Below are 13,456 nucleotides of genomic sequence, written 5' to 3'. Positions count from 1 at the left end.
CCCAGGACGCCGCTCCAAGACGCCGCCCGGAACGATTACGCGAGCTTGACGGTCTCGGTCTTGTAATCCTTGCCGAGGGTCTCGAACACCTTGGCGACGATGCTCTTGGCGTCGAGGCCCGCGCGGGCATACATCGCCGCCGGCGAATCGTGGTCGAGGAACACGTCGGGCAGGATCATCGAGCGGAACTTGAGCATGCCGCTGTCGAGCATCGCGTTGTCGGACAGGAACTGCATGACATGCGAGCCGAAGCCGCCGATCGAGCCTTCCTCGATCGTGATCAGGATCTCGTGGTCGCGGGCGAGCTTCATGATCATCTCTTCGTCGAGCGGCTTCATGAAGCGCGCGTCGGCGATCGTGGCGGAGAGGCCGTGGGCAGCGAGCTCGTCGGCAGCCTTCTCGCACTCGGCGAGGCGCGTGCCGAACGACAGCAGCGCGACCTGCTTGCCCTCGCGAATGATGCGGCCCTTGCCGACCGGCAGGGGAACGCCGACTTCCGGCATTTCGACGCCGCGGCCTTCGCCGCGCGGATAGCGCAGCGCGCTCGGACGATCGTTGATCGCAACCTGCGTCGCCACCATGTGAACCATTTCCGCCTCGTCGGAGGCGGCCATGATCACGAAGTTGGGCAGACAGCCGAGATAGGCGTTGTCGAACGAACCGGCGTGGGTCGCGCCGTCGGCGCCGACCAGGCCGGCGCGGTCGATCGCGAAGCGGACCGGAAGGCTCTGGATCGCGACGTCATGGACCACCTGGTCATAGCCGCGCTGCAGGAAGGTCGAGTAGATCGCGCAGAACGGCTTGTAGCCTTCGGTGGCGAGGCCGGCGGCGAAGGTCACCGCATGCTGCTCGGCGATGCCGACGTCGAAGGTGCGGTCCGGGAACGCCTTGTTGAAGATGTCGACGCCGGTGCCCGACGGCATCGCCGCGGTGATGGCGACGATCTTGTCGTCCTTCTCGGCTTCCTTGACGAGGCTCTGGCCGAACACGTTCTGGTAGGCCGGCGCATTCGGCTTGGCCTTGGCCTGGGTGCCGGTCGCGACGTCGAACTTGACGACGGCGTGGTATTTGTCGGCGGAGGCTTCGGCCGGGCCGTAGCCCTTGCCCTTCTGGGTCACGACGTGAACCAGGATCGGCCCGGTCTCCATGTCGCGGACGTTCTTGAGCACCGGCAGCAGATGGTCGAGGTTGTGACCGTCGATCGGGCCGACATAATAGAAGCCGAGTTCCTCGAACAGCGTGCCGCCGTCCATCATGAAGCCGCGGGAATATTCCTCGACGCGGTTGGCGCGGTTGGCGAGGATCTTCGGCAGACGCTTGTTGATCTGCTTGGCGGCCTCGCGCAGCGAGCGGTAGGTCTTGCCCGAGTAGAGCCGCGACAGATAGGCGCTCATCGCGCCGACCGGCGGTGCGATCGACATGTCGTTGTCGTTGAGGATCACGATCAGACGCGAGTTCATTGCGCCGGCGTTGTTCATGGCCTCGTAGGCCATGCCCGCTGACATCGCGCCGTCACCGATCACGGCGATAACGTTGTTCTTGCCGCCGGAGAGATCGCGCGCCACGGCCATGCCGAGGCCGGCCGAAATCGAGGTCGAGGAGTGCGCGGCGCCGAACGGATCGTAGTCGCTCTCGGTGCGCTTGGTGAAGCCGGAAAGACCGCCGGCGGTGCGCAGGGTGCGGATGCGGTCGCGGCGCCCGGTCAGGATCTTGTGCGGATAGGCCTGGTGGCCGACGTCCCAGATCAGGCGGTCGCGCGGGGTGTCGAAGGTGTAGTGGATGGCGGTGGTCAGTTCGACCACGCCGAGGCCGGCGCCGAAATGGCCGCCGGTCACCGACACGGCGTCGATGGTTTCCTGGCGGAGCTCGTCGGCAACCTGCCGAACCTGCTCGACCTTCAGCTTGCGCAGGTCATCGGGCGTGTGAATAGTGTCAAGAAGCGGCGTTTTACTAAATGTGGTCACAGCGAATTTCCAATTTTTGCCTGTCGGAACGAACCGCCCGACGCGAGATGGGTTGGCGCGCACATCGCGCAGCGAATGCCAGACATCGGGTGCCGCCCCGGCAGACCGTGCCTGGTTGTAAGCCTAGATTCACTCCGGATTGGACCACGTGATACGCATCACCTTGGTCGCTCTTCACCCGTCCCGGTTCAGTTTTGTCGAACCATTTGAGGAGCATGCCGCCCGAATAATTCGGGCCGCCCGCCACGCTCAAATGCCCATAGAACTGGAAGCATTACACCAAAGCCGCAACCAAAGCCAACCCGATAGGCGGCGCAGGGTTCCTATGCGCTGTCTTGAAAAACCTAGACTTTTCAATGCTTGGCGCCGGAAGCGGGTTCCAATTTGGCCATTTTAGCGGCAGCCGGCCGGTCCGGATCGGCCCGATTCGCGGCCACACTCCATCGCCGCAGGCGCCCCGCGGCATTCTGGACAGCCGGAAATACGCAGCAACAATTGCCCGCCCTGGCGGACATTGTGTCGCACGACCGAGGTGGGTCGGCGCCTCGCGGCGCTACTGCACGTCGAGCGGCTCGGTGCCAGTCGCCTGGCCCGAGGCGTCGGTGGTGATCTTGTCGACACGGGCTTCGGCCTGGCGCAGCAACTCCTCGCAGCGCCGCTTCAGCGCCTCGCCGCGTTCGTAGATCGTAACCGATTCCTCAAGCGGGACCTTGCCGTCCTCGAGCCGCTTGACGATCGATTCGAGTTCCTCGATCGCGCGTTCAAAGGTCAGCTTCTTGACGTCGGCTTGAGTGTTTTCGGCCATTCTTTGCGTTCCCGATTGCGCGGATCAGATCGCAACCTGATCTTGTCGTCCAAACATGACCTGTCGCAGGCCATGCTTGCCCCGGCGCAGAATCAATCGAATTTTTGCGGGCGTATTGTGGCGGGTATTCAGACGCCCATCAATGCGGTGACGTGAGATGCCACCGATTGTTTCAGGCCCTCGAGGTCGTAGCCGCCCTCCAGCACGGAGACGACGCGGCCGCCGGCACTCTTGTCGGCGAGATCCATCAGCTTGCGCGTGACCCAGCCGAAATCCTCGCCGGTCAGGTTGATCGAGGCCAGCGGATCGCGGTGATGCGCGTCGAAGCCGGCCGAGATGACGACGAGTTCGGGGGAAAATTTTTCGAGCTGCGGCAGGATCAGGTTCTCGAAGGCGGAGCGGAACTTGGCGCCGCCGTCGCCGGGCGCCAGCGGCGCGTTGACGACGGTGTCGTGCTCGCCACGCTCACCGGCCGCGCCGGTGCCGGGGAACAGCGGCATCTGGTGCGTCGAGCAGTACATCACGGTCGGGTCGGCCCAGAAGATATCCTGCGTGCCGTTGCCGTGATGGACGTCGAAGTCGATGATCGCGGCGCGCTTGATGCCGTATTTGCGCTGCGCGTGGCGCGCGGCGATCGCGACATTGTCGAAGAAGCAGAAGCCCATCGGCGTCGATTTCTCGGCGTGATGCCCGGGCGGTCGCACCGCGACGAAGGCGTTTTGGTGCTTGCCCTCCATCACGGCTTCGGTAGCCGCCACCGCGCCGCCGACGCCGCGCATCACGGCTTCCCAGGTACCCGGCGACATCGAGGTGTCGCCGTCGATATAGATCATGCCCGAGGTCGGCGCGATGTGCCGTAGCTCGCCGACATAATGCTCGCCGTGACAGAGCAGCACGGTGTCGAGGTCACCTTCCGGCGCGAGGTCGCGCACCAGCCCCTTGAAGCGATCCTCCGCCAGCACCTCGGCGACCGCGCGCAACCGGTCGGGGCGTTCGGGATGTCCGGGAGGGGTCAAATGGTCGAGGCAGGCGGTGTGCGTGAGAAGCAGTGTCATGCAAATTCCCGGCGCAAAGGAGGCGCGTACGAGGAAGGCCCTAATGTAGGCGGTTACCGGCCCTGCGGAAAGGCCCCACTTATCTAGGTTTTCGTCCGTCCAAATGCCGCCAGGAGCCGAGCTCCCTCAGCGTCATTGCGAGCGAAGCGAAGCACTCCACGGCCACCCAGCATGCTGAGGGATGGATTGCTTCGTCGCTTCGCTCCTCGCAATGACGGGGGAGCAGGAGCATTTCATATGCGGAGTCTCAATTGATCCGTTCGATGCGCTTTCCGGCCGGCGGGCCGACCGGGCTGTTGGCCTTGAAGTAGGCATAGAGCGCATCGACGTCGTAGATGCCGAACTGCTGCGCTGTTCCCTCCTTGAACACCGTGAAGCCGTCGCCGCCCTCGGCGAGATAATTGTTCACGGTGACGCGGTAGCTCGCGGCGGGGTCGATCGGCTTGCCGTCGAGCGACATCCGCGCAGCGACGATGCGCGCGCCGTCGCCCTTGCTCGCATCCCACGCATAGGCAAAGCCCTTCGAGACCTGCAGGGCGCGCGGCCGCTTCGGGTCGGCCCATTGCTGCTCCAGCACGTCCTTGAGCTGCCTGCCGGTCAGCGTCATCGTCACGAGCTGGTTACGGAACGGCTGGCTGGCGAAGATGTCGGCATAGGTGACCGCGCCCTCCTCGCGCTTGACGATGTCGGTGCGGACGCCGCCGGGATTGGTGAAGGCGATCACCGCGCCGCCATTCGGCTCCGAGCTGGTCGCACGCAGCTGTGCGTCGGCGACGATATCGCCGAGCGGGCTTTCGCCGGTTTCGCCCGGCGTGCGCGAGAGCGTTTCCGTGACCGAGCCTGCCGCGCGGTTGGCGATCGGCGCCGCCAACCGGTCGTAGGATTCCAGCAGCGCGCTCTGCTCCGGGTCCTTGGCCGTGCCGCCGATCTTGACGATGATGTTGTCGGCCTTGGCGCTGATCACGTCATGGCTCTTCGGATCGAGCTGAAGATCGATCGCGGTGACGAGCGTGCCGTATTTGTCGCCTGAGGTGACGAGGCGTCCGTCGATCTCGCAGACATAGGCCTGGTGGGTATGGCCTGATATCACGACATCGACCGCGTGATCGAATTTCTTGACGATATCGACGATCGGGCCGGAGATCCCTGGGCATTCATTGTAGTCGCCGGTCGGGAAGCCGCCCTCGTGGATCAGCACCACGATGGCCTCAACGCCCTTCGCCTTCAGCTCGGGGACCAGCGCATTGACGGTCTCGGCCTCATCGCGGAAGTCGAGGCTCGCGATGCCGGCCGGCGACACCAGGTTCGGGGTGTTCTTCAGCGTCAGCCCGATGAAGGCCACCGGGATGCCGTCGAATTCCCTGATCTCGTAGGGCGGAAAAACGGTCTTGCCGGTGGTCTTGTCGAAGGTGCTCGCCGCCAGATAACGGAATTTCGCGCCGGTGAAGGGATGCGGTCCCTGGCACTTGTCGACCGGGTGACAGCCGCCATTCTGCATCCGCAGCAGCTCGTCCTTGCCCTCGTCGAATTCGTGGTTGCCGACCGAGGAGATCGCCAGCCCCATCATTGAGAGCGATTCGATGGTCGGCTCGTCGTGAAACATCGCCGACAGGAACGGGCTCGCGCCGATCAGGTCGCCCGCCGCGACGAAGATGTTGTTCTTGTGTCCTTCGCGCAGCTGCTTGACCACGGTTGCCACCCGCTCGGCGCCGCCGGCGGGCACCATCATCTTCTTGGTGGCATCGGCGGGATCGGTGACGCGAATGCCGCCCGGCGGCGGCCGCAGATAGCCGTGGAAATCGTTGATCGCGAGAATGCGCAGGCTCACCGGCGCTGCGGTCTGCGCCAGGCTGGGGTTTGCCGCGGCCAATCCGAGCGCACAGAGCGCGGCGAGGGGCGTAAGGCGAAGCTGTCTCATGACCTGTCCATGGCGTCCACGATCATGGAGCACACGATCATGGCGCGACGCCACTACAATTTTGCGACGCTTCGTTTCAATGCTTCGGACGCGCCATGAAGGCGCTGAAGGCGGCGACCGCCTCCTTGGAGCGCATCCGTTCGCTAAACAGGTGGTTCTCCTGCTCGATGCGGCGGGTGACGTCCTCCGGCGGCAGCCGGATCAGGCGCCGCGAGATCGCCACCGACTCGGCCGGCAGCGCGCAGATCTCGCGCGCCACCTTGTGGGCCTCGACCTCGGCATGGCCCGGCGCCACCACGGTGTTGACGAAGCCGGCGACGCGGGCATCGTCGGCCGACATGGTGCGGCCCATCACCAGCATCGCGAAGGCGCGCTGGTGGCCCATCATGCGCGGCATCAACAGGCTGGAAGCGCCTTCCGGCACCAGGCCGAAATTGGAGAACGGCGTCGAGAATAGCGCGGTCTTGCTGGCCAGTACATAGTCGCAGTGAAACAGCATGGTGGTGCCGATCCCCATCGCGACGCCGTCGACGGCGGCGATGATCGGCTTCACATTGTGCGCCAGGGAATACAGGAACTTGACCAGGTCGGAGGCGGGCGGCGTCTCGCCGGTCGAGGTGCCCTGCGCCAGCAGGTCCTCGATGTCGTTGCCCGCGGTGAATACGCCGGAGCCGCCGGTGATGATGAGGCAGCGGATCTTCGGATTGTTCTGCGCCTTGTCGATCGCATCGCTGATCGCGCGAAACATCTCCCGGGTGATCGCGTTCTTCTTCTCGGGCCTGCGCAGCCGGATCACGCGCGTGGCGGCCTCGTCGGTTACTATGACATGCGCGGTCATCAAGCGGCCCCAGGTTCGGCCGGCATCGTCGCCGGCGGACATCGTGCCGCTATCCTACATGATCCCGTGCAAGCCCCAAGCGATCCGGGTTGCTTTTTGCAGTGGGCGCGTATGAGAACGGCGCAATGCAGTGCTCTGGCAGTGCTCCGCTCAGCAGCGCCCGACGAACGAGCCGATGCCGCGGCCGATCGCATCGCCATGCTGCAGCAGTGCGCCGAGATGATCGCCGGGGACCGACATCGCGTACAGCCCGTTCTCCGCGGCAAATCGCTGCATCGGCGCATGCGGGGCGTCGTCCTGTCCGTTCCAGAGCAGCACCGGCACCCGCGAGGACAGCACAGCGTCCCTGGCGCCATCGACCTGGCCGAGCGCATTGAAGCAGGCGCGCACCCCGTCTTCGAGATCGGACGTCACCCATTCGGCGAGCTCCGGCACGGTGCGGCGGGCGAAGGTGATGAATGCGCCATAGGTCAGCGGGCCGGCGTTGCCGCGCGGCAATCCGGTGAGAAAATCCCAGCCGCCGATCGCCAGCGACGACAGCCGCGACGGGAAGAACCGCGCAACGCCGACCGCGACCCAGCCGCCCATCGAATGCCCGACCACATGCGCGCGCTCGCCGCCGAGATCGTCGATGACCGCGACGATGTCGCCGGCACGCTGTTCCTGATCGTAGAGTTCCGGATCGGCGGGCTTGTCGCTCTGGCCATGTCCGAGCGAATCGACGCAGACCACGCGAAAGCGATCGGCAAGCGCATCGACCACGCCGCACTGCTTCCAGCTCGCGGCATCGAGCAGCAGGCCGTGCTGTAGCACGATCAGCGGTCCGGATCCTTCGACGGTGTAATGGATGCGCTGGCCCCGATGATTGGCAAAAGGCATTGATAGAGTTCCCCACGTTTCACCAGAGGTGAGCGCAGAGACCGGCGTATTCAAGGCCCGCGGTCAGAATCGGGAACCTGCTCGATCACCCGATTGTGTTGAACCTGGCCTTCAACCGCCCCACACGGTGGCCTCGCTCCAGCCGAGCTCGGTGAACTCGGCTGCGCGGAGCGGGGCTTCGTCGGCGGAGAAGAATTCGTCGAGCTGCGGCGGCTTCACCGCGGTCTCGGAGAGCATCGCGTGGGCCTGGCCGCGATGATGGATCTGGTGCTGGAACAGATGCATCAGCAGGCGGTCGCGCCGTTCGGTCTGCACGGAGCTGTCGCGATTGACCTTGACGACATCGTCGAGCCGCTCGGGCGTCAGCGCATCGCAGTGAACGATCAATCGTTGGTCGATCGCGCGCTGCGCGCGCTTCAGTTCGGCGACCGACGGGTAGGGCACTTCATTGGCCCACGCCTTCGGCCCGAGCCAACCGCCTTCGAGCGCGTCGACGTAGAAGAGGTCGATGACATGGACGTGGTTCAGCGTCGCCTGCAGGCTCGGGAAGAAGCCGGTGCGCGCCGCGGCGAATTCAGCCTGGCTGAGACCGGCGCATGCGGTGAGCAGGCGATGATTGGCCCAGGCATTATTGTACGCAGAAGCTCGAAAGGTCTGAACCAGACTCGCCGGCATATCGGTTCTCACGGGATTGAAGGGATCAGGCGGGCACTCCGGCCAGCCGGCCGACCCGCGACAGCAGGAGCTTCAGGATCGGGGATTTGTTGGCCTTGTGATGGGCGATCACGAGATCAAGCGTCGGCGCCTCGCCCTGCACCGGGCGGGTGGTGATGGTGTCGGGCAGATAGCGCGCCGTGTAGGCCGGCAGCAGCATCACCGCATGCGTCGAGGTGATCATCGATATCGCGTGCACGACATTATGCACCTCGTGCTCCGGCCTGAGATCGATGCCGGCGCGGTTGAAATACTCCAGCACGGCACGGCGCACCGCCGGCGCCGATTTGGACGGCAGATAGAAGGTCTCGCCCGCGATGTCCTCCGGCGCAACGGTCGTCTGCGCGGCCAGCCGATGGTTGCTCGGAAACACGAACACCAGCCGATCGGTGCGTACGCGCTTGCAGGCGAGGTCTTCCATGTTGTCGTCCGCGCGCATGAAGGCGGCATCGAGCTTGCGCCGCATCAAGGCCTTGGCCAGCAAGGGCGAGTAGTCGCTCGACAGGCGGATGTCGATGCCGGGAAATTCATCGCGCAGGATGCGGTTCACCTCGGGCAGCAGGTCGATCTCGGCGCCCGACAAAAATCCAAGCGAGAAGACGGGCTTCGGCGGCTGCGCCGCGCGCTGCGCCGCCTCCTTGGCTGCCTCGGCCTGCAACAGCGCCATGCGGGCATGGTCGAGGAATGCCCTGCCGGCCGCGGTCAGTTCGATGCCCTGCGCGCCGCGGTTCAGCAGTTGCACGCCGACCTCCTGCTCGAGATCGCGGATCTGCCGGCTGAGCGAGGGCTGCGAGGTATGGAGCTTCTGCTCGGCGGCAACGGTCAGGCTGCCCGCATCGGCCACGGCAACGAAGTAGCGCAGATGCCGGAGCTCCATCACCGTCTCCCAATCACAAATTTCGAAGCTTCGTTGCCATCTCTCGCAGGCATGGGGCCAGCTTACAAAGTCTTTTTCAAGCCAGCCAGTGCTCTCTATAGCGAAGCGTAGTCGCGTCGCGGGCTCTGCCTTGCAGGCAGAGGCCCCGCGCGAAGCCAGACCGGAATTTGCGTATGCGGTTAAGCCCTGGAGCATGCTGTTGTCGCTGCTGCTGGCAGGGCTCGGGGGCGCAGCGGCGCAATCTTCCGGCAATCAAGTGAGGGCAAGCGCCATGGATACGGACGTCGTAACGATCAAGCGGGCGCTTGCCGGAAGCTGGCAGAGCATCGCGCCCGAGATCCGGCCGAGCAAGAATCCGGATGGCTCGATCAAGCCGTTCTATCTCACGCGCGCCTTCACCTATCAGTCTTCCGAGCGGTTTGAGCTCGTCGTCGTCAATTCGGCCGATCCGTACGGCAAGGTGCCGCTGGCACGGATCAGGATCGTCGGACACATGCAGTGGCAGGGTGCGCATCCGATCGCACCTGGCGCGCAGAAGGTCGATTTCATCGCCGACGAGGCCTATGAGGTGACGCCGCTGGCGCAGGGCTTTGCCGACGTGCTCAACAAGGTCGCCTCGGCCGGCTACGCGCCGTGGGCAGTCGACGCACCGCAGAGCATCTTCGGCAAATCCTTCGCGCCGTTTGCTCTGAAGGAAGGCGCCAACTTCATGGAATACGACCTCGTCTATCTCAAAGGCGATCTGCTGTTCTGGGGCGCCCGCAATGTCGACGGCCGCGGCTTCGACACCGAGCAGAACCGGCCGACCAATCTCCAGATCCCGCTGGGCCGCAAGTAGCCCTGATATCGTTAAGGGGGCGCGCCATGAACGCGTCGAACCAGGATCGTCGCGTCCGGGTCGCCGCGCTGCATCCGGCACAGCGCGCATATTGTGCCCGGCCGGGACAGGCTGTTCGATCTGGTCAAGGGCTTGCCCGCGACGCTGCGCTATGAGAACCATATCGGCGCGGCGAACGGCGATTTCGTCATTTTGCACGGCCGGTTCAGCGGTCATGGCCTGCCGTCGGCATGGGTTGTCGCCGACATCGTGCGCATCGAGGGTGACGTGCTTGCTGAGCATTGGGACGTCATCCAGGACGAGGCAACGTACGAGCAGTCGCGCAGCGGCCGAGGAGACCGGATATGCAGCTCGCAAAGAACGTGATCGATCTCGGCCTATCCTTCAACGATCTCGAGCCGATGCTGCGGTTCTGGCAGCAGGATGCCGGGCTTCGCTTCGATCATATGCAGCCGATCCGTCGCGGGCAGAAGCAGTACCGGCATGACGCGCATGGTTCGGTCATCAAGCTCAACCATCATGTCGAGCCGCTGCCGGACGCGGCGCCGAGCGGCTATCGCGAACTGATCGTTGCACGCGAAGGTGTCACGGCTCCGCAGCGCATGGCCGATCCCGATGGCAACAGCGTCTGCCTGGTGACACCTGGACATGACGGCATCACCCAGATCGCCGTTGCGATGGCGGTGCGCGACCTCGCCGCGCATCGCAGGTTCTACGGCGAGATTCTCGGTTTTGCCGAGCAATCATGGTCGGGCGGTCTGGCGTTTCGCCTCGGCGACAGCCTCATCCTGCTCAGTGAAGATCGGGCCGCGACCGTCGATCCGATCCGGTCGGCGCGCGGCTGGCGCTATATCACCCTGCAAGTGACCGATATCGATGCCGTGCACGACGGGCTGCGCGCCAAGGGTGTGCGCGAAGGCCTTGCGCCGGTGACGCTCGGCGAGGTCGCGCGGATTTCCATGATCCTCGATCCCGACGGCAACTGGATCGAGCTGTCCCGTCGCGCGTCGATCGTCGGCAGCCTGTCCGACCACGGGCCAGCGACGCCTCCGGACGCTTGAGGCGGCGTCGCGGAACGACTGGGATGCTCCGCCGTTGGTGAAAGGGGCTTCCAGGAAGGGAAACCCGAAATGACAAAGGCAATTGCAGTTGCAACCGCACTGCTGCTAGGCACGGCTTCATTCGCTGTTGCGCAGACGGCGAAAAGCGGTGGCGGAACGGCATCTCCGGGCGCGTCCCAGTACAGCCCGGGTCACGAGATGCAGAATTCAAAGACCAATACCGGGCACGGGGCGTCAGAATATAGCCCCGGCGATCGCATGCATGACAAAGGCACAGTGGGCCAGTCAAAGGGCGCATCTGATTATTCGCCCGGCGATCGCATGAACGACAAGCGCAAATAGCCTACCTGCAATGAAGCCGCCGGGGGGTAACCCGGCGGCTTCGGATTTCGGTCATTGGTCGCAACGCTCAATGACGTCAGTGGTGATGTCGCCAATTGCCCCGGCCGCGGTACCATCCGTAGTGATGGCCGCGGTTACCGTGCCAGCCACCATGTCCATGGCCGTGTCCATGACCGCCCCGCACCTGAATGACGGCGTCGTCCTGGGGCGCCAGTGGCGCCACTCCCAATCTCGCCGAAGCAGGGCTAGCAAGCGCCAAAGTCAACAATGAAACCGCTGCTGTAATCCACCGAATATGTCTCACTGAGTCATTCCTCCGGCGCAGAATTGCGCCACATCACGAAGCGAGAAAGGCTCCATTAGTTCCATCTATCCGTCAAAAAGCACCTCGATTGTGGAGCCACTCAGGAAATATGAAACGCGCGACGAGAGGCAGATTGCGAGGTCAGAGGGCGACTTGTCCGCCATAGCTCGCAGCGTATAGGCGGAAGAGATCGCGGGCCGTATCGACGGGTGCCCGCTGCACTCAAATTCTCTGCTCGCCCGGCGGCGTCGATGATATGATCCGGCAAACATATATTATGTGACGATCGCCTTCATGCAGTCGATTTTCAGGCGGCGGCCGGTTCATCGATCGATTCCACGGGCGGCCATGGGCTCGCTCTGCCTCTTGCTGCTCGTCCGCACGGCGAACGCCGAACCTGATCATGTCGAGGCGGTGCAACGCGCGACGTCAGTGCAAGCAGAGACACCGCAAACGGAAGCGTCTCGTCCGAATCTGAACTCCGGAGAGAATAGCGGCGAGACCAATCGGTCGGTGCCGGACCATCCTTCCTCATCCTCTCCGTCTCCGGCGCAAGTAGCAGAGCCTGCAAAGCTCGATGGGCCGCAGCAATACTGCAAGGCGCTGGAGGAGGCTGCATTCAAGAACGGCTTGCCGCCGGATTTCCTGGTCCGGCTGATCTGGCAGGAAAGCAATTTCGATCCCAATTCAGTCAGTCCGGCCGGTGCCCAGGGCATCGCCCAATTCATGCCCGGCACGGCGCGCTGGCGCGGGTTGGCTGATCCGTTCGAGCCGTTACCTGCCTTGCAGGAATCGGCGCGCTGGCTCCGCGAGCTGCGCGAGCAGTTCGGCAATCTTGGCCTCGCAGCGGCTGCCTACAACGGTGGTCCGCGGCGCGTTCAGGATTGGCTGGCGGGACGCGGCAACCTGCCGGGCGAAACCCGCGCCTATGTCAGGATCATTACCGGCAAGTCCGCTGAGGAATGGGCGCAGGGTTCGCTCGAGGACCGGGTCCACACCGAGGCGGCGATGGCCTGTGGTGACATCGTGCGCGGCATGCTCGTCAGGGCGCTTGCTCCGGGCCCAAGAGAGTCCGCGACACCTGCACAACAGGCTGCGTGGGGGCCTTGGGGACTGCAATTGGCCGGCGGTCCGTCGCAATCGAGGGTGCTCGCTGATTACCAGCAACTTCAGAAACGGTTCGCTCCCGTGCTCGGCGACCGCGCGCCGCTCGTTCTGAGATCGCATATGGCAGGACCTGGCTCGGCAACCTGGTATCTGCTCCGGGTCGCCGAGACGACCCGTGAGCGCGCCACCCAGCTGTGCGCACGGCTCGAGGCAATCGGCGGGCGCTGCCTCGTGTTTCGCAACTAGCCGGCGCGCGTTGCATCGTCGGCCGATCACGGTGCGGGCGCTCAATGATTTGCCCGACGGCGCCAGTCCCCAGCAACACACTCACTGTCGTCCCTGCGAAAGCACGGACCCATAACCGCGAATGGTCATTATTGAGCGATGCCGGGACGACGAATCCCCTCATCACATCCGCCTTTCGCAGGGACAGTGGTGAGTGAGGCGCAACCTGTGCGCCAAACACGCCGGCTGCGGATATGGCAATGACGGCGGAGAGGGCGCCGGCGAATTTACCCCGCCAGCACCGCGTCCGCGCCGGTCACCGCCTCGGCGCTCTCGGTCACCGTCTTCTCCAGCGACGGCGCCTGCACGGCGATGTTCTCGGCAAAGAAGCGCGCCAGCGCGACGTAGCGCTGCGGCTCGGCTTCGCCGACGGCCTTGGCGGCCAGCGCCTCGCCGGCAAGCATGCAGCCGCCGAGCGTGGCGCCGAACAGCCGCAGATAGGGCGTCGCACCCGCCAGCGCCTCGTTCG

At 64.5% G+C, this 13,456-nt stretch carries 14 protein-coding genes; 5 read left to right on the top strand and 9 right to left on the bottom strand.

Annotated features, from left to right (window positions below; genetic code table 11):
* Positions 1 to 35: 35 nt before the first annotated feature.
* The 8 genes from dxs to H8A92_RS26710 all read right to left on the bottom strand — a co-directional run bounded on the left by dxs (position 36) and on the right by H8A92_RS26710 (position 9,050).
* Positions 36 to 1,964 (bottom strand): 1-deoxy-D-xylulose-5-phosphate synthase, encoded by a 1,929-nt coding sequence (gene dxs, locus H8A92_RS26745; RefSeq protein ID WP_229198527.1) that lies wholly within the window; start codon positions 1,962 to 1,964, stop codon positions 36 to 38.
* Between the two features lie 553 nt (positions 1,965 to 2,517).
* On the bottom strand, positions 2,518 to 2,769 hold the full coding sequence (locus tag H8A92_RS26740; RefSeq protein ID WP_163158068.1) for an exodeoxyribonuclease VII small subunit: 252 nt from the start codon (positions 2,767 to 2,769) through the stop codon (positions 2,518 to 2,520).
* A gap of 128 nt (positions 2,770 to 2,897) precedes the next feature.
* Positions 2,898 to 3,824: a histone deacetylase family protein gene (locus H8A92_RS26735; RefSeq protein ID WP_229198526.1), complete on the bottom strand. Its 927-nt coding sequence runs from the start codon at positions 3,822 to 3,824 to the stop codon at positions 2,898 to 2,900.
* A 247-nt stretch (positions 3,825 to 4,071) separates the two neighbouring features.
* Complete coding sequence (locus H8A92_RS26730) at positions 4,072 to 5,742, bottom strand: bifunctional metallophosphatase/5'-nucleotidase (protein ID WP_229198525.1); 1,671 nt, start codon at positions 5,740 to 5,742, stop codon at positions 4,072 to 4,074.
* A gap of 76 nt (positions 5,743 to 5,818) precedes the next feature.
* Positions 5,819 to 6,580, bottom strand: coding sequence for a crotonase/enoyl-CoA hydratase family protein (locus tag H8A92_RS26725; protein ID WP_229198545.1), 762 nt, complete (start codon positions 6,578 to 6,580; stop codon positions 5,819 to 5,821).
* Between the two features lie 150 nt (positions 6,581 to 6,730).
* Positions 6,731 to 7,459, bottom strand: coding sequence for an alpha/beta fold hydrolase (locus H8A92_RS26720; protein WP_229198524.1), 729 nt, complete (start codon positions 7,457 to 7,459; stop codon positions 6,731 to 6,733).
* A 111-nt stretch (positions 7,460 to 7,570) separates the two neighbouring features.
* Positions 7,571 to 8,134 (bottom strand): DinB family protein, encoded by a 564-nt coding sequence (locus H8A92_RS26715; RefSeq protein WP_229198523.1) that lies wholly within the window; start codon positions 8,132 to 8,134, stop codon positions 7,571 to 7,573.
* 25 nt (positions 8,135 to 8,159) lie between these two features.
* Positions 8,160 to 9,050, bottom strand: a complete 891-nt coding sequence (locus H8A92_RS26710; RefSeq protein ID WP_229198522.1) for a LysR substrate-binding domain-containing protein — start codon at positions 9,048 to 9,050, stop codon at positions 8,160 to 8,162.
* Positions 9,051 to 9,321: 271 nt separating this feature from the next.
* On the opposite strand from H8A92_RS26710, the gene H8A92_RS26705 reads away from it, so the two are divergent.
* From H8A92_RS26705 to H8A92_RS26685, 5 genes are all read left to right on the top strand, one after another.
* A complete protein-coding gene (locus H8A92_RS26705) occupies positions 9,322 to 9,888 on the top strand; it encodes a hypothetical protein (RefSeq protein WP_229198521.1) in 567 nt (188 codons plus the stop codon).
* Positions 9,889 to 9,981: 93 nt separating this feature from the next.
* A complete protein-coding gene (locus H8A92_RS26700) occupies positions 9,982 to 10,254 on the top strand; it encodes a nuclear transport factor 2 family protein (protein ID WP_229198520.1) in 273 nt (90 codons plus the stop codon).
* A complete protein-coding gene (locus H8A92_RS26695) occupies positions 10,233 to 10,949 on the top strand; it encodes a VOC family protein (RefSeq protein WP_229198519.1) in 717 nt (238 codons plus the stop codon). Before H8A92_RS26700 ends, H8A92_RS26695 begins: the two co-directional genes overlap by 22 nt.
* Before the next feature lie 69 nt (positions 10,950 to 11,018).
* Positions 11,019 to 11,291: a hypothetical protein gene (locus H8A92_RS26690; RefSeq protein ID WP_229198518.1), complete on the top strand. Its 273-nt coding sequence runs from the start codon at positions 11,019 to 11,021 to the stop codon at positions 11,289 to 11,291.
* A gap of 817 nt (positions 11,292 to 12,108) precedes the next feature.
* The gene (locus H8A92_RS26685; protein WP_229198517.1) at positions 12,109 to 12,948 is read left to right on the top strand and encodes a lytic transglycosylase domain-containing protein; all 840 of its coding nucleotides are present in this window, start codon (positions 12,109 to 12,111) and stop codon (positions 12,946 to 12,948) included.
* A 266-nt stretch (positions 12,949 to 13,214) separates the two neighbouring features.
* Here H8A92_RS26685 and H8A92_RS26680 read toward each other — a convergent pair.
* Positions 13,215 to 13,456 (bottom strand): acyl-CoA dehydrogenase C-terminal domain-containing protein (locus H8A92_RS26680; protein WP_229198516.1); only part of this gene is annotated, 242 nt, incomplete at its 5' end.

Origin of the sequence: Bradyrhizobium acaciae, from assembly GCF_020889785.1 — a bacterium.
Lineage (GTDB): Bacteria > Pseudomonadota > Alphaproteobacteria > Rhizobiales > Xanthobacteraceae > Bradyrhizobium > Bradyrhizobium acaciae.
Note: the sequence above shows the minus strand (reverse complement) of the source record. Positions and strands in the feature narration are given on the sequence as shown.